This is a genomic window from Streptomyces atratus (assembly GCF_900119365.1).
Taxonomy (GTDB): domain Bacteria; phylum Actinomycetota; class Actinomycetes; order Streptomycetales; family Streptomycetaceae; genus Streptomyces; species Streptomyces atratus_B.
Map to the genome: position 1 here is coordinate 108,719 of NZ_FPJO01000015.1, position 18,568 is coordinate 127,286.

Consider the following 18,568-nt stretch of genomic DNA (forward strand, 5'->3'; position numbering starts at 1 on the left):
TTGCATTTCTGCGCTGGGCTACCAGGACTCGAACCTAGAATGACGGTACCAGAAACCGTAGTGTTGCCAATTACACCATAGCCCACCAAAACTCAACCCCTTGTGAGGGGTTTTGTTCGGCTTGCGCTTCCCGTTCGGATCTTTCGTTCCGCTCGGGCGGCGCAGGAAGAACATTACCCGAAGGTGTCCGGCGCTCCAAAACGGGTATTGCCCGCCGGGCCTGCCCGGCGGGTCAGGGTCGGACAGGCCCCAGCAGTCCGGGCAGCTGATCGAGCCCGCTGATGCGGACGAGTTCGGGCCGTCCGCCGCGTCCGCCCCGGTCCAGCCAGATCCCCATCAGCCCGGCGGCGACCGCCCCACCGGCGTCGATGTCCGGCTCGTCCCCCACGTACGCGACCTCCCCCGGCTCAAGCGCCAGCGCCTCGCAGGCGGCGTGGAAGGCGCCGGCCTCGGGCTTGGAGACGCCCAGTTCGACGGCGCACACCACGGCCTCGAAACGGTCCCGCACACCGAGCGTGCGCAGCTTGCGGTCCTGGTTGTGGATGCTGGAGTTCGACAGCACCGCGTGCCGGAACCCGCCCGCCAGCAGATCCAGCACCGGCAGCACATCCGGGAAGAGCGCCCAGGCGGCCTCGTAGTGGGCCGCGTGCCGAGCAAACCAGCTGTCGGCCTCCTCGTCCTCCAGCGCCCGCGAGACGAACTCCCTGACCCGGTCCCGGCGCTGCCCCAGGAAGTCCGTCTCCCCGGCGGCGAACCGCGCCCAGTGCGCATCGGTGATCGTCCGCCATGCGGCGAGGGCCTGCTCGACGGAGTCGTATCCGTCGGGCAGGCCCTCCTGTTCGAGATGCTCGCGCATGCCGACGCGGTCGGCACCCGAGTAGTCGAAGATCGTGTCGTCGATGTCCCAGAGGACCGCGCGGATGACCATGCGGCCAGGCTAGCGGTCACGCGTCGGGCGCGGGAGGGCGTCGTGCGGCGCCAGGTCCCGGCAGCCGGGATCACCTCACTCGCGGTCCGGGGCGGTCGCGGCCCTGATCGTGGCCAGCAGACCGGAGAGGCCGGCCCGGATGGCGGATGAAATCGCGGCTTTTGCTCGGGCTCAACGCACAACGCTCCATACGGTCCAGAACAGCCCGGTAGCGGGCGAGTTGCGCCTGCGCGTAGAGCAGGTCGCACCCGTGATCGGAATCGAGCAGCACCGTGTCCAACTGCGGCACGGGACCGCTCGCATAGGTGATGGGCTGACCGGAGACAGGAAAGTCTGCACGCTCGAACGGGATCACCAAGATGGTGACATCGGCCTGCTCGGACATGTCGATCAGGTGCTGCGACTGCGCACGCATCACGTCGAGCCCGCCCACCCCCATCCGCAGCACCGCTTCGTGGATGATCGCCGTGTAGGGCACCGGCGGCTCGCGATGCAGGATCCCCTGCCGCCTGATGCGAAAGGCGGCCCTGTACTCGACTTCGTAGGGCTGCAAGGGCGGAACGCTCTGGCTGTAGGACGCTCTCGCCTGCTGCGCGGTTTGAAGCAGGCCCGGCATGGAGATGAGCACGGCGACCCGCAGCGCCGTCGCCTCGTGTTCGAGCGCCCCTCCCGACGGCTTCGCCGACGAGATCCGCGCCCTCGTAGAAGCCACCGCGCCTCGTCTCTTCGCCGTGGTAGAGCGGTTCCGTACCTCCGACGGCGACCACGATGCCCGAGTCGCCGCGTGGGGACTCGCGCACGACGACGGGAGTGCCCAGGTCACCGCCGTGGACGGCGGGTTCCGGATGTCGCTGCGCACTCCTGACCGTGCTGCCCACATGATCTCCATGCGCCCCGGAAGCGTCGACTGCCTGGTACGGCCCGGCTCGGCAACTGCCCCTCTCACTCCAGAGGGTTGAACCCGGTCAACTCAGAGCGACGTCGCGCTTGACCCTGGGCTCCGGCGCCTGGCAGCATCGGAAGCAGCAAACAAAACATCGCGCATATGGCTGCGCAGACCCTGTGGCCGTCCCTTCGGGGGCGGCCACAGACGTGTTTCAGGGGAGGTTCGGTGCATCTCTGCTACATCGACGAGGCCGGTAACGGGCAGACGCTCGATCCGGCCAAGCCGGATGCACCGCCCGTACTCGTCATCGGCGGATTCACCGTTCCCCGCTCCCAGGTCAAGGAGCTGACCTGGGACTTCCTCAACGTCAAGAAGCACTACCGGCCCCAGTTGCAGCACGTCATGCATCTGTCCGAGCTGATTCAGCACGAGATCAAGGGGTCCGACGTCCGCAAGAACCTGCGGGTCGGCAACCACAACTGGCGCCGGGCCGCGATGGAACTCGTGTCGTCCCTGCTCGACATACTGGAACGCCATGACGCGCGGCTCCTCGCCCGCGTCTGGATCAAGGAGGAAGGGCTCGCCTTCAACGAGTCCGGTGTCTACCCGACCTCCGTTGGTTCGTTGACCGAGACGTTCCAGGCTCAGCTGGCACACGAACATTCACGCGGGATGATGGTCCTCGACAGCCGCACCAAGGTGAAGAACGCGCCCAACGTGCACTGCGTGACCACCCGCAAGTACCGCACGGGCGGGGACGGTCTCCGGGGGATCATCGAGTCCCCCGTCTTCGGTCACAGCGACACGCACACCCTGTTACAGGTCGCGGACCTGGTGGTGTCGTCCTTGCTGTTCCCTATCGCCTGCCATGCCTATCTCAACGACCTCACGTGGAACGTGCACTGCGACGACGCCTATGCGCCGCTGCGGGAGGAGTTCGGTGAGCGTCTGAAGAAGCTCCAGTTCCGCTACCAGGATCCGAGCGGGAAGTGGCGCGGCGGCATCGTGGTCTCGGACCGGCGCACCGCGCAGTCCTCCAGCCTGATGTTCGGCGACGGGAAGCGTGTGGGAGCCGGGGCCGTCATCCCCGGGCAGCAGGCCGGCCCGCGCGGGGTGCCGCAGGCGCCGTGAACGGCCGGAGGCCGGGGCTTCCCTGTGGGAACCCCGGCCTCCGGCGTACGTACGGCCGTTACGCGGTCAGCTTGGCCAGGGCCGCGTCGATGCGGGCGAGCGTCTTCTCGCGGCCCAGGATCTCCAGGGACTCGAAGAGCGGCAGGCCGATCGTGCGGCCGGTGACCGCCACGCGGACCGGGGCCTGGGCCTTGCCGAGCTTCAGGCCGTGCTCCTCGCCCGCGGTGAGGATGGCGTTCTTCAGGGCGTCGGCGTTCCACTCGGCGTCGGCCAGCTTGGCGCGGGCCGTGGTGAGGAGGGCGTCGGAGCCCTCCTTCATCGCCTTGTTCCAGGACGCCTCGTCCGTCGCCGGCTCGTCGAGGAAGAGGAAGTCGACGTTGGCCGTGATGTCCGACAGGACGGTGACGCGGGTCTGGGCGTGCGGAGCGATCGCCGCGAACTGCTCCGCGTCGAAGGCCTCCGGGGCCCACGGGGCGATCGGGGCCTTCAGCCAGGGACCGCAGGCCTCGGTGAACGCCTTCACGTCCATCTTGCGGATGTGCTCGGCGTTGATGTGCTCGCACTTCTTCAGGTCGAAGCGCGCCGGGTTGGCGTTGACGTCCTTGATGTCGAACGCGGCCACCATCTCCTCGACGGAGAAGATGTCGCGGTCCTCGGCGATCGACCAGCCCAGCAGGGAGAGGTAGTTGAGCAGCCCCTCCGGCAGGAAGCCGCGCTCGCGGTAGAGGTTGAGCGAGGCCTGCGGGTCGCGCTTGGAGAGCTTCTTGTTGCCCTCGCCCATGACGTACGGCAGGTGCCCGAAGGCGGGAGTGCCCTTGGCGATGCCCAGCTCGATGAGCGCCTTGTAGAGGGCGAGCTGGCGCGGGGTGGAGGAGAGGAGGTCCTCGCCGCGCAGGACGTGGGTGATCTCCATCAGGGCGTCGTCGACCGGGTTGACCAGCGTGTAGAGCGGGGCGCCGTTGGCGCGGACGATGCCGTAGTCCGGCACGTTCTCCGGCTGGAAGGTCAGCTCGCCGCGGACCAGGTCGGTGAAGGTGAGCGCCTCGTCGGGCATCCGGAAGCGGACGATGGAGGTGCGGCCCTCGGCCTCGTACGCGGAGATCTGCTCGGCGCTCAGCTCGCGGCAGTGGCCGTCGTAGCCGGACGGCTTGCCGGCGGCGCGGGCGGCGTCGCGGCGGGCGTCGAGCTCCTCGGTGGTGCAGTAGCAGTGGTACGCGTACCCGCCCGCGAGGAGCCTGTCGGCGACATCCTTGTAGATGTCCATGCGCTGCGACTGGCGGTACGGGGCGTGCGGGCCGCCGACCTCGGGGCCCTCGTCCCAGTCGAAGCCGAGCCAGCGCATCGACTCCAGGAGCTGGTTGTAGGAGTCCTCGGAGTCACGGGCGGCGTCCGTGTCCTCGATGCGGAAGACCAGGGTGCCGCCGTGGTGCCGGGCGAAGGCCCAGTTGAACAGGGCGGTGCGGACCAGGCCCACGTGGGGGTTGCCGGTCGGCGAGGGACAGAAACGTACACGGACAGGTGCGTTAACCACGCTTGATCACCTTGTTGGTGAGAGTGCCGATGCCTTCGATGGTGACGGCGACCTCGTCGCCGACATGGAGGGGTCCGACCCCTGCGGGAGTGCCGGTGAGGATCACATCGCCCGGGAGCAGCGTCATGGCTTCCGTGATGTGGACGACCAGATCCTCGATCGAGCGGATCATGTCGCTCGTACGGCCCAGTTGGCGTTGCTCGCCGTTGACCGTGGCCTGGATGGTCAGGTCGTGGGGGTCGAGGTCGGTCTCCACCCAGGGGCCGAGCGGGCAGGAGGTGTCGAAGCCCTTGGCCCGGGCCCACTGCTTCTCGCGCTTCTGGGCGTCGCGGGCGGTGACGTCATTGGCGCAGGTGTAGCCGAAGATGACGTCCTTCACGCGCTCGCGCGGCACTTCCCGGCACATGCGGCCGATGACCACGGCCAGTTCGGCCTCGTGGTGGAGCTCGTTCGAGAAGGAGGGGTACTCGATCGCGTCGCCGGAGCCGATCACCGAGGTGGTGGGCTTGAAGAAGGCGACGGGGACGTCCGGTACCTCGTTGCCGAGTTCCGCGGCGTGCTCCGCGTAGTTGCGGCCGATGGCCACGACCTTGTTCGGGAGCACCGGCGGCAGGAGGCGGACCTTGTTCAGCGGGACCTTGGTGCCGGAGAGCTCGAACTCGGCGTACGGAATGCCCTTGATGATGTCGAGGACGAGACCATCGGGCCCCTCGCCCTCGACGGCGCCGAAGGCGACATTGCCGTCGATGGAGAACCTGGCGATGCGCACGGGATGCTGTCGCCCCTCACTTGCTGGCTGAAGACTGACGCTCCAGGCTAACGCGTTGCCCGGCGGGGATTGCCCCAATTGCCGGGCGGCGTGACGGGGCGGCCGCGCGGAGGCGGTGCGCCGGCGCGGGTGAGGGGGACGAGGGCCTCCCGCTACTCCGCGACCGCGGCGGTGACCGGGGCTTCCATGAGGATGGTGCGGCGGGGGTTGGCCGTCTGGGTGGGCAGGGCCACGGCGTGCTCCGGCTGCTCCGGCGTCTGCAGCGCGTCGGCGTCCTTGAGGTGCGCCAGCGTGGTGCGCCGGGGGTTGGCAATGTTGCGGAACATCATCGTCGTCTTCATCTGCCGTTCGGACCCTGTCGGTTGCGGGCGCCGCCCGGAGGGGCGCCGGTTGTCGGATTTGCCATCCCTGTAAAGCGTCAGGCTAAACATCCAATTCCCTCCGGAAGCCCGGAAGAGACGACGATCATCATGTGAGTTTGCTCACGACCGCGCTGACAATTCCCCCATTTCAGGCAGTCGATCGCACCCACAGAAACGGACATTACGGCACTGAATCAGTCATTCCACTCCTGACCATGGCGACTGGGACACCGTTCACGCTTCGCCGATTCACCCGCAATCGTCCGGTTTACCCGTGATCACGTTCCACGGCTTGTTACTCAGTCATCACAACGCGTCACCCGGGTCACGGCCCGGCACGGGGCCCTTGTTGGAGATCCGGCACTGTGCTGGAATTCCACGCACCGCCGCGGGTTACAAGCCGGCGCGCAGGGGCGCAACGGAGCGCCGAGTGGCGGCGGAAAGGGGAAGGACGCCGGTCACTCACGACCACCATGGGGCGGGTACAACGCCCCACGACGCCGACACCGTTCCACCGCCTCGCGCGGAGGGACGCCTGGTCCAGAGGTTGCGACGCTAGTGCAGGGACGTTTCAAGAGGGATGGCAGCGCTGCGGCGGAGCAGGAGCCGCACGGCGGGACCGACCGCGGTTCCTCGGCCCCGCACGCCCAGAACCCCGGGCCTGCCGCGGCCGGCGACAGCGGCGACCGTGCTCAGCGCCCCGGTGCCGCGGCGAACGGCGACGTCGATCCGGTCTCGTCGCCGAAGTCCCGGGGCCCTGTCAGCACCGGCTCGCGCGTCGCTCTTCGCAACTGGCGTATCAGCACGCGTCTGGTCTCCCTGCTCGCCCTTCCGGTGGTCGCCGCGACCACGCTGGGCGGACTGCGGATCAACGAGTCCATGAACGACATCCAGCAGCTGGATCACATGCAGCTGCTGACCAGGATGACCAAGCAGGCGACGTCGCTCGCCCAGGCGCTCCAGGAGGAGCGCGACCGTTCGGCCGGTCCGCTGGCCAACGGGGTGAAGCCCGACGACTTCAAGGTCACCGAGCCCCGCAAGAAGACCGACCGGGCGAAGACGGCCTTCCTCGACGCGACGACCTCGATCGGCGACCCGACCGGCGACGAGGCCCTCGAAGGCATCTATTCGAGCGTCACCCAGATCGCGAGCCAGCTCGCCGATATCCGGAACATCCGCAAGACGGCGTACGCCAAGGACACCCCGAGTCTCCAGACCGTCGACCAGTACAGCCAGCTGATCACCTCGCTGCTGAGCCTCTCGCAGGACATGGCGCAGGCGACCAGCAACTCCGAGATGATCAAGCGGACCCGGGCGCTGGCGGCATTCTCCTCCGCCAAGGAGTACGCCTCGGTCCAGCGCGCGATCATCGCCGCGGCCCTGCCCGGCGGCAACGACAAGCAGCCGCATCTCGACGAGAACGACAAGCAGTTCGGCCGCGCCGCGCTGCGCAAGGAGGGCTCGGCGCTCCGCTCCTTCAAGGCCGTGTACACAGCCACCGGCAACAACGCCGACGAGCTGACCGCCACGCTCGACGAGGGCAACCCGGAGATCAAGGCCGCCAACACCTACGCGAAGAAGGTGCTGGACAGCCCCTCGGGCATGACCGGCACCGCGCGCCGTTCCTACCTGGACTGGTACGACCAGAGCTCCACCAAGATCCAGGCGATGAAGACCATCGAGGAGACCCTCCTCAGCGACATGGAGGGCAAGGCCCGCGAGCTCCGCGACGAGTCGAAGCGCGAAGCGATCATCAGCGGTGCGCTCATCCTGCTGGTGCTCGGCGTCTCGCTGGTCGGTGCCTTCGTCGTCGCCCGGTCCATGATCCGTTCGCTGCGGCGGCTCCAGGACACGGCCACGCGCGTGGCCCAGGACCGGCTGCCCGAGCTCGTCAAGCAGCTCTCCGAGGCCGACCCGCAGGACGTGGACACCTCGGTCGAGTCGGTCGGTGTGCACTCCCGGGACGAGATCGGCAAGGTGGCCGCGGCCTTCGACGACGTGCACCGCGAGGCCGTCCGTCTCGCCGCCGAGCAGGCCCTGCTCCGGGGCAACGTCAACGCGATGTTCACCAACCTCTCGCGCCGCAGCCAGGGCCTCATCCAGCGTCAGCTCTCGCTCATCTCCGAACTGGAGTCGCGCGAGGCCGACCCGGACCAGCTCTCCTCGCTCTTCAAGCTCGACCACCTCGCGACCCGTATGCGCCGTAACGGCGAGAACCTCCTCGTCCTCGCGGGCGAGGAGCCGGGCCGCCGGTGGACCCGCCCCGTGCCGCTGGTCGACGTGCTCCGTGCCGCCGCCTCCGAGGTGGAGCAGTACGAGCGCATCGAACTGGCCGCGGTGCCCGCCACCGAGGTCGCGGGCCGTGTGGTCAACGACCTCGTGCACCTGCTCGCCGAGCTGCTGGAGAACGCCACGTCGTTCTCCTCGCCGCAGACGAAGGTCCGGGTCACCGGTCACGCGCTGCCCGACGGGCGGGTGCTGGTCGAGATCCACGACACCGGCATCGGCCTCTCCCCCGAGGACCTCGCCGCGATCAACGAGCGGCTCGCCTCGCCGCCCACCGTGGACGTCTCGGTCTCCCGCCGCATGGGTCTGTTCGTGGTCGGCCGGCTGTCCCTGCGTCACGGCATCCGGATCCAGCTGCGGCCCTCCGACTCCGGTGGCACGACCGCGCTGGTCATGCTGCCCGTCGATGTCGCGCACGGCGGCAAGCAGCCGGCCCCCAAGCAGGCACCCGGGCAGCAGTCCGGCGCCCCGGGCGGTCTGCTCGGCGGTGGTTCGGCGGGCGCGGGCAACGGCTCCCGTCCCGGCCTCGGCGGCGCCCCGTCCGGCCCGGCCGGCCGTCTCGCCTCGGGTCCGGGCGCCTCGCGCGGTCAGGTCGGTGCGGGCTCCGCGCCGCGTGCCGCGCTGCCCTCGCGCGACGGCGGTCCCCGCCACCAGCAGGGCCAGCCGAACCAGCAGGGCCAGCAGAACGCCGGCTTCCAGTCCGCCGGTCCGTCCGGCACCGGACCGCAGGACGGTTCCCGCCCGGAGCCGCAGCGTCAGGGCGGCGGCCTCGCCGGCGCCTTCGGCAACGGCGCCCGCCTCGGTGCCCGCGGCCAGGGCGACGGACCGGGCCGTCCGGAATCGGGCCGGCCCGACCTGTTCGGCCAGAACCGCCAGGACCAGAAGCGCCAGGACCAGAACGGCCCACAGGGTCCGAATGGCCCCGGAGCCCCCTGGCAGCCCTCGCAGCCGCAGCAGGCCCGGCAGAACCCCGTCGGCCAGGGCGGCTTCCAGCAGCCCGTGGGCCAGGGCGAGCCGGACCGCCAGCTGCCCCCGGTCGGCGGCCCGCGTGCCGAGTTGCCCGGTGGCAGCCCTCAGCCGCAGCGTCCGCAGACCACCAGCTGGGGCGCCGAGGACCCGTCCGCGCCGCGGCGTACTCCGCTGGACGCCCCGCGCGGTCACGAGGAGCCCGAGTCCACCGGCCAGTTCCAGCGGCCGATGAGCCCGCCGCTCAACCCGCGGGCGCCCATGGACGACAGCCAGGGCCCCGGCTCCACCGCCGAGTTCGCCCGCCCGGACTTCTCGGCTCCGGCCCCGCAGGCCCACGCCCCGCAGGACCCGTCCCAGGACCCGGCGAGCACCGCGCAGTTCGCCCGTCCCGACTTCGGCCGGCCGCAGCCCGTCCGGGCGCAGGACCAGGGCCTGCCGGCCCCGCGTCAGCGCGGCCGGGACGACGAGGACTTCGGGGCCCCGCGTCCGCCCGCCGACGACGCGCAGTACCGCCCGGTGCTGCCGCCGCAGCCGCAGCCCGAGGCGCTGCCTCCGGCGGCCGGGCCCGGAGACGGTCGTACGCCGCTGTACGACACCCTGGAGACGAACTGGTTCCACGGCCCGCAGCAGGGCGGCCAGCAGCCGCCCGCCGAGCCGCAGGCGCCCGCGCCGCTCCCCCAGCAGTCGGCCCCGGAGCCTTCCGCTCCCGCGGCACCGCGCCGCAGCGGAGGCGACACGGGCAGCACCACAAGTTCCTGGCGCCCCTCGCCGAACGACGAACTCGTACGGCAGGCGGAGCGGGTCAAGAAGCCCGCGGCAGGCGGAGTCACCACTTCCGGACTGCCGCGCCGGGTACCTCGCGCCAACCTGGTGCCGGGTACCGCTCAGCAGCAGAACCATCAGTCCGGTCCGCAGGTGTCACGCGCCCCCGATGATGTACGCGGGCGGTTGACCAATCTCCGCCGGGGCATCCAGCAGGGGCGGCAGGCCAACAACAGCCAGTCGACCGGCAGTTTCCCACTCGGCCCCACTCACCAGCAGGAGCGTTAGTTGAGCCCGATGAGTCAGGCCGCGCAGAATCTGAACTGGTTGATCACCAACTTCGTGGACAACACCCCCGGGGTGTCGCACACGGTGGTGGTCTCCGCCGACGGACTCCTGCTGGCCATGTCCGAAGGATTCCCCCGTGACCGCGCCGACCAGCTGGCCGCCGTCGCCTCCGGGCTGACCTCGCTGACCGCGGGCGCGTCCCGGATCTTCGAAGGCGGCGCCGTCAGCCAGACCGTGGTGGAGATGGAGCGCGGGTTCCTCTTCCTGATGTCCATCTCGGACGGCTCCTCGCTGGCCGTCCTCGCCCACCCGGACGCCGACATCGGTCTGGTGGGGTACGAGATGGCTCTGCTGGTCGACCGTGCGGGCACCGTCCTCACCCCCGACCTCCGTGCCGAGCTCCAGGGCAGCCTGCTCCATTAGGCAGCCATGGACCGATGACAGACTCGATTGCCCCAGGTAACGCCCTCAACCCTCGCCCGTCAGGCCGCTTAGTGCCCCCCACCGGCCCCTTCAGACGGCAAGCCGACGCACTGCTGTCACGCCCGGAGGATTCATGACCCCGCCACCCGCCTCACCCGATCCGTACGGCGCACTGCACCACGCGTCGTACGACGGTGAAGGCGACCAGCCACTGGTCCGCCCGTACGCCATGACCGGTGGCCGGACCCGGCCGCGCTACCAGCTCGCCATAGAGGCACTGGTCTCCACCACGGCCGACCCCGCGCATCTGGGGACCCTGCTCCCCGAGCACCAGCGGATCTGCCACCTCTGCCGTGAGGTCAAGTCGGTGGCCGAGGTCTCGGCGCTGCTGTCGATGCCGCTCGGTGTGGCCCGGATTCTCGTCGCGGACCTGGCGGAAGCCGGCATGGTGGCCATCCACCAGCCGGGCAATGGAGAGACCGGCGGCGCGCCGGATGTGACACTGCTCGAAAGGGTGCTCAGTGGACTTCGCAAGCTCTAGTGGCGGTGCGGCCCGGGCCACCACCTCGGCGAAGATCGTGGTGGCCGGGGGCTTCGGCGTGGGCAAGACCACGTTCGTCGGTGCCGTCTCGGAGATCAACCCGTTGCGTACGGAAGCCGTGATGACGTCCGCGTCCGCGGGCATCGACGACCTGACGCACACCGGGGGCAAGACGACGACGACCGTCGCCATGGACTTCGGTCGCATCACTCTGGACCAGGACCTGATCCTGTACCTCTTCGGTACGCCCGGACAGGACCGCTTCTGGTTCATGTGGGACGACCTGGTCCGCGGCGCCATCGGCGCCGTCGTCCTCGTCGACACCCGCCGCCTCGCCGACTGCTTCCCCGCCGTCGACTACTTCGAGAACAGCGGGCTCCCCTTCGTCATCGCCCTCAACGGCTTCGACGGACACCAGCCCTACACCCCCGACGAGGTCCGCGAGGCCCTCCAGATCGGACCCGACACCCCGATCATCACGACGGACGCGCGCCACCGCGCGGACGCCAAGAGCGGTCTGATCACGCTCGTCGAGCACGCGCTCATGGCGCGGCTCAAGTAGGCACAAGTCGGTATTGCCACACGGTAGTTACCGTAGTCGGGCGGGGGTGGACTGTGTCCTTTGACACGATCCGCCCCCGTATTCATAACGTTTCGACAGAGAATTGCCCCGCGATCGACACCCGACGCATCCGAATGGTGCCACTGCGCGCACACGAGCCCCGCCTTTTGACGGGGCTCGTTCTTTATGCCCGTTTTATCTGAGGCCTGGGCCACTCGGAATGACAGGTTCCGACTGTTTGGAACGCGACCGGTCCCCGTGCTGGAATTCGACGAACTCCCGAGTAGTACGGCCCTGAACAAAACACGGCACACCGTAGGTGCCGACGCCGAGAGGTTGTTGGTCGAGTGAGGCGAAACAACGCGGGCTCCACGGCGCAGCAGGAGCGGGGCAACTTCACCCCGCCGCCGCGCGCCGCGGCGTCGTCCGCCGATGCGTCCGATACGGCGGTGCCCAGTGGCGACTCCAGCCGGTTCTCGCCGCGCAACTGGCGGGTGCCCACCCGGCTGAACGCCATTCTCCTGGTCCCCGTCCTGGTCGGCCTGGTCATGGGCGGATTCCAGGTGAAGGAGTCGATCGACACCTGGCGCGAGGCACAGGACGCCGAGAAGACCGCGCTGATCGTGCGTGCGGCCGCCGAGTACGGCCAGGCGCTCCTCAACGAGCGTGACCTCTCCGCTCAGCCCCTCCTCTCGAACAAGCGTGATGCCGAAGTCATCGGGCAGGTCCAGGCCGCCACCGACAACGCCGCGGGCAAGTTCAACGAGGCCGTGAAGGACATGCCCGGGAAGCAGGGCCTGGAGCGGCGCCTGCAGCTCTTCCGGCTGGAGGAGCCCACCCTCCCCGAGCTGCGCAAGTCGGCCTTCGTCGAGGGCATGGACCCGGTGAAGACGGAGGAGGGCTACGTCAAGGTCCAGCACTCCCTGATGGAGTTCAGCAACGAGCTGGGGCTGGGCACCGGCAACATCACCACCTACGGCCGTACGGTCTACGCGATCGAGCTCGCCAAGGCCGCAGAATCGCTTCAGCGCTCCATCGGCATGCATCTGCTGGTGCGTCCGAGCCAGGAGAGCGCCAAGTTCGACGCCCAGGTCAAGGCCTTCGGCTCGTACAACTACCTGGAGCAGATCGCGCTCGGTGAGTTCACCTCCGGTGGTACGGAGGCCGACGCGGCCCGGCTGAAGCAGGTCATGTCCGCCAAGGCCGACGAGGGTACCGAGGAGCTGAAGAAGGCCAAGGAGAAGGCCGACGCGGCGGGCGCCCCGTTCGTCACCCCGCCCAGCATCGACGGCTCGGTCTTCGACGGCATGGCCCAGCAGATCGGGCAGGGCAAGTCGCCCGAGAAGCTGGCCGCGAAGGGCATCACGCCCGAGACCTGGATGGCGGCCGCCACCGCCAAGTTCGACGGCTACACCACGGTCGAGGACGAGCTCGTCGACAAGGCGGTGACCGAGGCCGCGGACATCTCGTCCAGCGCCCGGAACGACGCCATCGTCAACGCCGCCGTCGTGATCGTCTCGCTGCTGGCCGCGTTCGCCCTGGCCGGCCTGATGGCCCGGCAGATGAGCCACTCGATGCGCCGGCTGCGTACGGCCGCCTTCGGGATCGCCGAGCAGCGGCTGCCGATGCTGGTCGACCAGCTCTCCCGGGCCGAACCGGGCCGGGTCGACACCCGCGTCCAGCCGATCCCGATCCACAGCCGCGACGAGATCGGCGAGGTGGCCCGCGCCTTCGACCAGGTGCACCGCGAGGCGGTCCGGCTGGCGGCCGAGCAGGCCATGCTGCGGGGCAACGTCAACGCGATCTTCACCAACCTCTCGCGCCGCAACCAGTCCCTGATCGAGGGCCAGCTGACCCTCATCACCGACCTGGAGAACAACGAGGCCGACCCGGACCAGCTGGAGAACCTCTTCCGGCTGGACCACCTGGCCACCCGTATGCGCCGCAACGGCGAGAACCTCCTGGTGCTCGCGGGCGAGGAGCCCGGCCGCCGCTGGAACCAGCCGGTCCCGCTGGTCGACGTGCTCCGTGCCGCCTCCTCCGAGGTGGAGTCGTACGAGCGCATCGAGCTCTCCGGGGTGCCCGAGACCGAGATCCACGGCCAGTCCGTCACCGACCTCGTGCATCTGCTGGCCGAGCTGCTGGAGAACGCCACCACCTTCTCCTCGCCGCAGACCAAGGTGCGAGTCACCGCGACCCGGCTGCCCGACAGCCGCGTGATGATCGAGATCCACGACAAGGGCATCGGCCTCACCGCCGAGGACTTCGCCGACATCAACCACAAGCTGGCCAACCCGCCGACCGTGGACGCCTCGGTCTCGCAGCGGATGGGTCTGTTCGTGGTCGGCCGGCTCGCCGGCCGGCACGGCATCCGGGTCCAGCTGCGCCCCTCGGGCGAGCAGGCCGGCACCACGTCGCTGGTCATGCTGCCGGACGCGATCACCCACGGCGGCGGTGGCGAACCGGCCGCCGCGGCGGACGACTTCACCGTCTCCTCGATCATTCCGGAGCAGCAGAGCTTCGAACAGCAGCCGCACATGCGCACGGCTGCGGAGCTCGGCTTCGACGACTCCCGCTACGAGCAGCCCTCGGCGGACGCGGCACAGCTGGACCCGGTGGGCCGTTCGCTGCTGCGCGAGGAGCGCCGGGCGGCGCTGGAGGCGCAGGCGGCGGGCGAGCACCAGCAGTTCCCCCAGGAGCCGTACGCCGACGGCCAGTACGCCGACAACGGCTACCCGCAGCAGACCTCGTACGAGGGCGGCTACGACCCCTACGCCACCGGTGCGGGCTTTGCCCCGCAGCCCGAGCAGGGCCGGCCCGGTGGTTATGCGGAAGCCACCTACACGGCCGGTGAGGCCTCGCAGCCGTCGTACGAGGAGCAGTTCGCTCCCCAGGCCCATCAGGATGCCTGGCCGGATCAGGGCGCCTACCAGGGCTCGTTCGAGCCATCGGCACCGGCGGAAGCGGAATCCGTCCCGAGCGCCCCCGCCGAGCCGCAGGAGCGCGTAGGCTTCGACCGTCCGGGGCCCACGCCCGACTCCGGCCACGAGCTGACCGAAGCCGGTCTGCCGCGCCGGGGCGGTCAGCAGCACTGGCAGCCCACCGGTCGCGGGAACAACCGTCCCGCCGCGCAGCAGCCGCAGCAGCAGCAGGAGGAACTGCCGCAGCAGCCGTCGCCCGCGCAGCAGGACGGCAACGGCTCCGACGACTGGCGCTCGGCCAACGACGAGCGCTGGGAGCGGGCCGAGAAGCTCCGGGAGCCGAAGGCGGGCGGGATCACCCCGTCCGGACTCCCCCGGCGGGTGCCCAAGGCCAATCTGGTCGAGGGCACGGCGGAGCAGACCCTGCAGGGCGGCCCCCAGGTTTCCCGTGCCCCCGAGGACGTCCGCGGCAGGTTGAGCAACCTGCGGCGGGGCGTACTGCGGGGACGCAGCGCGGGTTCGGACGACAGTAATACCTACAACCAGGAGCGTTAGTGTGAGCCCGATGAGCCAGGCGGCGCAGAATCTGAACTGGTTGATCACCAACTTCGTGGACAACACCCCTGGGGTGTCGCACACGGTGGTGGTCTCCGCCGACGGACTCCTGCTGGCCATGTCCGAGGGATTCCCCCGTGACCGCGCCGACCAGCTGGCGGCCGTCGCCTCCGGGCTGACCTCGCTGACCGCGGGCGCCTCGCGGATCTTCGAGGGTGGCGCGGTGAATCAGACAGTCGTGGAGATGGAGCGCGGATTCCTCTTCATCATGTCCATTTCCGACGGATCTTCGCTGGCCGTTCTCGCACATCCGGACGCCGATATCGGTCTGGTTGGGTACGAAATGGCCCTTCTCGTCGACCGTGCGGGCAGTGTCCTCACCCCGGACCTCCGTGCTGAACTGCAAGGAAGTCTTCTTAACTAATAGACAGACAGTGCGTTTCACGCCACTGGGCCATAAGGTGCGGTGGCGCGGACCCACTGGAATCGGGACCGGTAGTCGGAGGAGGAATCGTGGACACACCCCAGGGCGGACACCCGTACAACGGTGGCCGGCAGGTACCGGGTGAGCACGGGGACAACCCGTTCAACTTCCCCTCCACACCCAGCAGGCAGGGCGCCCAGCAGCCGTACCGGCCCTACCAGCAGCCGCAGCAGCAGGACACCCCGCAGGGGGCCGGGTGGCCCACGCAGCGTCCGCACCGCTACGACTCGCCCCGTATTCAGCCGGTACAGCCGCGGCAGACCCCCGAGCCTGCCGCGCCCTCCGCGCACAATCCGCTGGTTCGTCCGTACGCCATGACCGGCGGCCGGACCCGACCGCGCTACCAACTCGCCATTGAGGCGTTGGTCAGTACCACGGCCGATCCGTCCCGGCTGCAAGGGCAGTTGCCCGAGCACCAGCGGATCTGCCGGCTGTGCTTCGAGATCAAGTCGGTCGCCGAGATTTCGGCACTGCTCTCGATCCCGCTCGGCGTTGCCCGGATCCTCGTAGCCGACCTGGCAGAGGCCGGACTCGTCGCTATTCATCAGCCCGGCGGCGACGAGTCCGCCGGCGGCCAGCCAGATGTGACACTGCTCGAAAGGGTGCTCAGTGGACTTCGCAAGCTCTAGCGGCGGAGCAGCCCGCTCCACTACCTCGGCGAAGATCGTGGTGGCAGGGGGCTTCGGCGTGGGTAAGACCACGTTCGTCGGTGCCGTCTCGGAGATCAATCCGCTGCGCACCGAAGCCGTGATGACGTCCGCCTCCGCGGGCATCGACGACTTGACGCACACCGGGGACAAGACCACCACGACGGTGGCGATGGACTTCGGTCGCATCACCCTGGACCAGGACCTGATCCTGTACCTCTTCGGTACGCCCGGACAGGACCGCTTCTGGTTCATGTGGGACGACCTGGTCCGCGGCGCCATCGGCGCCGTCGTCCTCGTCGACACCCGCCGCCTCGCCGACTGCTTCCCCGCCGTCGACTACTTCGAGAACAGCGGGCTCCCCTTCGTCATCGCCCTCAACGGCTTCGACGGACACCAGCCCTACACCCCCGACGAGGTCCGCGAGGCCCTCCAGATCGGACCCGACACCCCGATCCTGACCACGGACGCGCGCCACCGCGCCGATGCGAAGAGCGCGCTGATCACGCTCGTCGAGCACGCGCTCATGGCGCGGCTCCGCTAGGGCCTGCCCTGCGGATCAGGGGCGGACAGGCCCTGGGGCCGGTCCGGACGTACGAAAGGGCCCCGCACTCCGGAAGGAGTGCGGGGCCCTTTCACGCTTTCACGCCTTGCGTATCAGCCCTGCCAGGAGTGCGGGGCGCGGAAGCCCGGGGTGCGCTCCAGGCGGCGCCATCCGGCGGTGTCGCGGCCGCGGCGGGCTGGGGGCGCGGCGGGCTGGGCGGCGGCGCGGGCGAGCAGGACCGCGGTTATCGCGGCCAGTTCCTCGGGGTCGGCGAGGCCCTTCTCGACGCGCAGCACGGACTCGGCGGCAGTGGTCATGGGTGGTTTCTCCGTCTTCTCGGCAGGCAGGTCTTCGCGGGCCCGGCAGGGGTGCTGCGCGGCGTGCGGACTACTGCGGGGGGTTGCCGTGCTTGCGGGACGGCAGGTCGGCGTGCTTGGAGCGGAGCATGGCGAGCGAGGCGATCAGCACCTCGCGGGTCTCGGCGGGGTCGATGACGTCGTCGACCAGGCCGCGCTCGGCCGCGTAGTACGGATGCATCAGTTCCGCCTTGTACTCCTTGACCATGCGCTTCCGCATGGCTTCCGGGTCCTCGGCGTCGGCGATCTGCCGACGGAAGATGACGTTGGCGGCGCCCTCGGCGCCCATCACCGCGATCTCGTTGGTCGGCCAGGCGTAGGTCAGATCCGCTCCGATGGACTGGCTGTCCATCACGATGTACGCACCGCCGTACGCCTTGCGCAGGATCAGCGAGATCCTCGGCACGGTGGCGTTGCAGTACGCGTAGAGCAGCTTCGCACCGTGCCGAATGATTCCACCGTGCTCCTGATCGACCCCGGGCAGAAAGCCGGGTACGTCCAAAAGAGTGATGATGGGGATGTTGAATGCATCACACATCTGGACGAATCGAGCGGCCTTCTCGGAGGCCTCGATGTCCAGGACGCCGGCCAGGGACTGCGGCTGGTTGGCGACGATGCCGACGACCTGGCCGTCCATGCGGGCCAGGGCGCAGACGATGTTGCGGGCCCAGCGCTCGTGGATCTCCAGGTAGTCGCCGTCGTCGACGAGCTCCTCGATGACCTTGTGCATGTCGTACGGGCGGTTGCCGTCGGCCGGGACCAGGTCGAGCAGGACGTCGCCGCGCCGGTCGGCGGGGTCGTCGCTCGCCGCGGTGGGCGGGTTCTCGCGGTTGTTCGAGGGCAGCATCCCGATCAGGTACCGGACCTCGGCGATGCAGGTCTCCTCGTCGTCGTACGCGAAGTGCGCGACGCCCGAGGTCTCCGCGTGCACATCGGCGCCGCCGAGCCCGTTCTGGGTGATCTCCTCGCCCGTCACCGCCTTGACCACGTCCGGGCCGGTGATGAACATCTGCGAGGTCTCACGGACCATGAACACGAAGTCGGTCAGCGCCGGGCTGTAGGCCGCGCCGCCCGCGCACGGGCCGAGCATCACGCTGATCTGCGGGATCACGCCCGAGGCCCGGGTGTTGCGCTGGAAGATGCCGCCGTACCCGGCGAGCGCGGAGACGCCCTCCTGGATACGGGCGCCCGCGCCGTCGTTCAGCGACACCAGCGGGGCACCGGCCGAGATGGCCATGTCCATGATCTTGTGGATCTTCGTGGCGTGGGCCTCGCCAAGCGCACCGCCGAAGATCCGGAAGTCGTGCGCGTACACGAAGACCGTACGGCCGTCGACCGTGCCCCAGCCGGTGATGACACCGTCGGTGTACGGCTTCTTCTCCTCCAGGCCGAAGCCGGTCGCCCGGTGCCGGCGCAGCTGCTCGACCTCCTTGAACGAACCCTCGTCCAGGAGCAGCGCGATGCGCTCACGCGCGGTCAGCTTGCCCTTGGCGTGCTGCGCCTCGGTCGCCCGGTCACTCGGTCCGCGACGGGCCTGCTCACGCAGTGCCAGCAGTTCGGCCACACGGCCACGGGTGTCGCTCGGCTCGCCCGGGGTTTCGTCCACAACGGTCATGTACTGAC

17 protein-coding genes and 1 tRNA gene are annotated in these 18,568 nt (G+C 69.4%); 10 read left to right on the forward strand and 8 right to left on the reverse strand.

Features of this window, described 5'->3' with window-relative positions; all coding sequences use genetic code 11:
• Positions 1-13 precede the first annotated feature (13 nt).
• From BT364_RS42290 to BT364_RS23835, 3 genes are all read right to left on the reverse strand, one after another.
• A tRNA-Gln gene (locus BT364_RS42290) sits at positions 14-85 on the reverse strand.
• Positions 86-232: 147 nt separating this feature from the next.
• The gene (locus BT364_RS23830) at positions 233-928 is read right to left on the reverse strand and encodes an HAD family hydrolase (RefSeq protein ID WP_072487277.1); all 696 of its coding nucleotides are present in this window, start codon (positions 926-928) and stop codon (positions 233-235) included.
• Positions 929-998: 70 nt separating this feature from the next.
• On the reverse strand, positions 999-1,544 hold the full coding sequence (locus BT364_RS23835; protein ID WP_256260186.1) for a DUF5753 domain-containing protein: 546 nt from the start codon (positions 1,542-1,544) through the stop codon (positions 999-1,001).
• On the opposite strand from BT364_RS23835, the gene BT364_RS23840 reads away from it, so the two are divergent.
• Both BT364_RS23840 and BT364_RS23845 read left to right on the forward strand, forming a co-directional pair.
• Positions 1,543-1,887, forward strand: coding sequence for a hypothetical protein (locus tag BT364_RS23840; protein ID WP_072487279.1), 345 nt, complete (start codon positions 1,543-1,545; stop codon positions 1,885-1,887). The genes BT364_RS23835 and BT364_RS23840 overlap by 2 nt on opposite strands.
• Positions 1,888-2,039: 152 nt before the next feature.
• Positions 2,040-2,945 (forward strand): DUF3800 domain-containing protein, encoded by a 906-nt coding sequence (locus BT364_RS23845; RefSeq protein WP_072487280.1) that lies wholly within the window; start codon positions 2,040-2,042, stop codon positions 2,943-2,945.
• A 58-nt stretch (positions 2,946-3,003) separates the two neighbouring features.
• Here the strand turns inward: BT364_RS23845 and gltX are convergent, their stop codons facing one another.
• The 3 genes from gltX to BT364_RS23860 all read right to left on the reverse strand — a co-directional run bounded on the left by gltX (position 3,004) and on the right by BT364_RS23860 (position 5,586).
• Positions 3,004-4,476 (reverse strand): glutamate--tRNA ligase, encoded by a 1,473-nt coding sequence (gene gltX / locus BT364_RS23850; RefSeq protein WP_072487281.1) that lies wholly within the window; start codon positions 4,474-4,476, stop codon positions 3,004-3,006.
• Positions 4,469-5,245, reverse strand: coding sequence for a fumarylacetoacetate hydrolase family protein (locus tag BT364_RS23855; protein ID WP_072487282.1), 777 nt, complete (start codon positions 5,243-5,245; stop codon positions 4,469-4,471). Before BT364_RS23855 ends, gltX begins: the two co-directional genes overlap by 8 nt.
• Positions 5,246-5,397: 152 nt before the next feature.
• The gene (locus BT364_RS23860) at positions 5,398-5,586 is read right to left on the reverse strand and encodes a hypothetical protein (protein WP_072487283.1); all 189 of its coding nucleotides are present in this window, start codon (positions 5,584-5,586) and stop codon (positions 5,398-5,400) included.
• 579 nt (positions 5,587-6,165) lie between these two features.
• Between BT364_RS23860 and BT364_RS23865 the strand changes: the two genes are divergently transcribed.
• The 8 genes from BT364_RS23865 (at position 6,166) to BT364_RS23900 (ending at position 16,589) form a co-directional block, all read left to right on the forward strand.
• On the forward strand, positions 6,166-9,912 hold the full coding sequence (locus tag BT364_RS23865) for a sensor histidine kinase (RefSeq protein WP_072487284.1): 3,747 nt from the start codon (positions 6,166-6,168) through the stop codon (positions 9,910-9,912).
• On the forward strand, positions 9,913-10,335 hold the full coding sequence (locus BT364_RS23870; RefSeq protein ID WP_003966009.1) for a roadblock/LC7 domain-containing protein: 423 nt from the start codon (positions 9,913-9,915) through the stop codon (positions 10,333-10,335).
• 133 nt (positions 10,336-10,468) lie between these two features.
• The gene (locus BT364_RS23875; protein ID WP_072487285.1) at positions 10,469-10,876 is read left to right on the forward strand and encodes a DUF742 domain-containing protein; all 408 of its coding nucleotides are present in this window, start codon (positions 10,469-10,471) and stop codon (positions 10,874-10,876) included.
• Positions 10,857-11,438, forward strand: coding sequence for a GTP-binding protein (locus BT364_RS23880; protein ID WP_072487286.1), 582 nt, complete (start codon positions 10,857-10,859; stop codon positions 11,436-11,438). The genes BT364_RS23875 and BT364_RS23880 overlap by 20 nt, the downstream gene beginning before the upstream one ends.
• A gap of 347 nt (positions 11,439-11,785) precedes the next feature.
• On the forward strand, positions 11,786-14,914 hold the full coding sequence (locus tag BT364_RS23885; protein ID WP_072487287.1) for a sensor histidine kinase: 3,129 nt from the start codon (positions 11,786-11,788) through the stop codon (positions 14,912-14,914).
• Between the two features lie 10 nt (positions 14,915-14,924).
• On the forward strand, positions 14,925-15,338 hold the full coding sequence (locus BT364_RS23890; RefSeq protein WP_006127847.1) for a roadblock/LC7 domain-containing protein: 414 nt from the start codon (positions 14,925-14,927) through the stop codon (positions 15,336-15,338).
• An 89-nt stretch (positions 15,339-15,427) separates the two neighbouring features.
• Positions 15,428-16,027 (forward strand): DUF742 domain-containing protein, encoded by a 600-nt coding sequence (locus BT364_RS23895; protein WP_072487288.1) that lies wholly within the window; start codon positions 15,428-15,430, stop codon positions 16,025-16,027.
• The gene (locus tag BT364_RS23900; protein ID WP_014048542.1) at positions 16,008-16,589 is read left to right on the forward strand and encodes a GTP-binding protein; all 582 of its coding nucleotides are present in this window, start codon (positions 16,008-16,010) and stop codon (positions 16,587-16,589) included. The genes BT364_RS23895 and BT364_RS23900 overlap by 20 nt, the downstream gene beginning before the upstream one ends.
• 113 nt (positions 16,590-16,702) lie before the next feature.
• Here BT364_RS23900 and BT364_RS23905 read toward each other — a convergent pair whose 3' ends face one another.
• Together BT364_RS23905 and BT364_RS23910 are read right to left on the reverse strand one after the other, a co-directional pair.
• The gene (locus BT364_RS23905) at positions 16,703-16,906 is read right to left on the reverse strand and encodes an acyl-CoA carboxylase subunit epsilon (RefSeq protein ID WP_072487289.1); all 204 of its coding nucleotides are present in this window, start codon (positions 16,904-16,906) and stop codon (positions 16,703-16,705) included.
• Positions 16,907-16,976: 70 nt separating this feature from the next.
• The gene (locus BT364_RS23910; protein WP_072487290.1) at positions 16,977-18,560 is read right to left on the reverse strand and encodes an acyl-CoA carboxylase subunit beta; all 1,584 of its coding nucleotides are present in this window, start codon (positions 18,558-18,560) and stop codon (positions 16,977-16,979) included.
• Positions 18,561-18,568 lie beyond the last annotated feature (8 nt).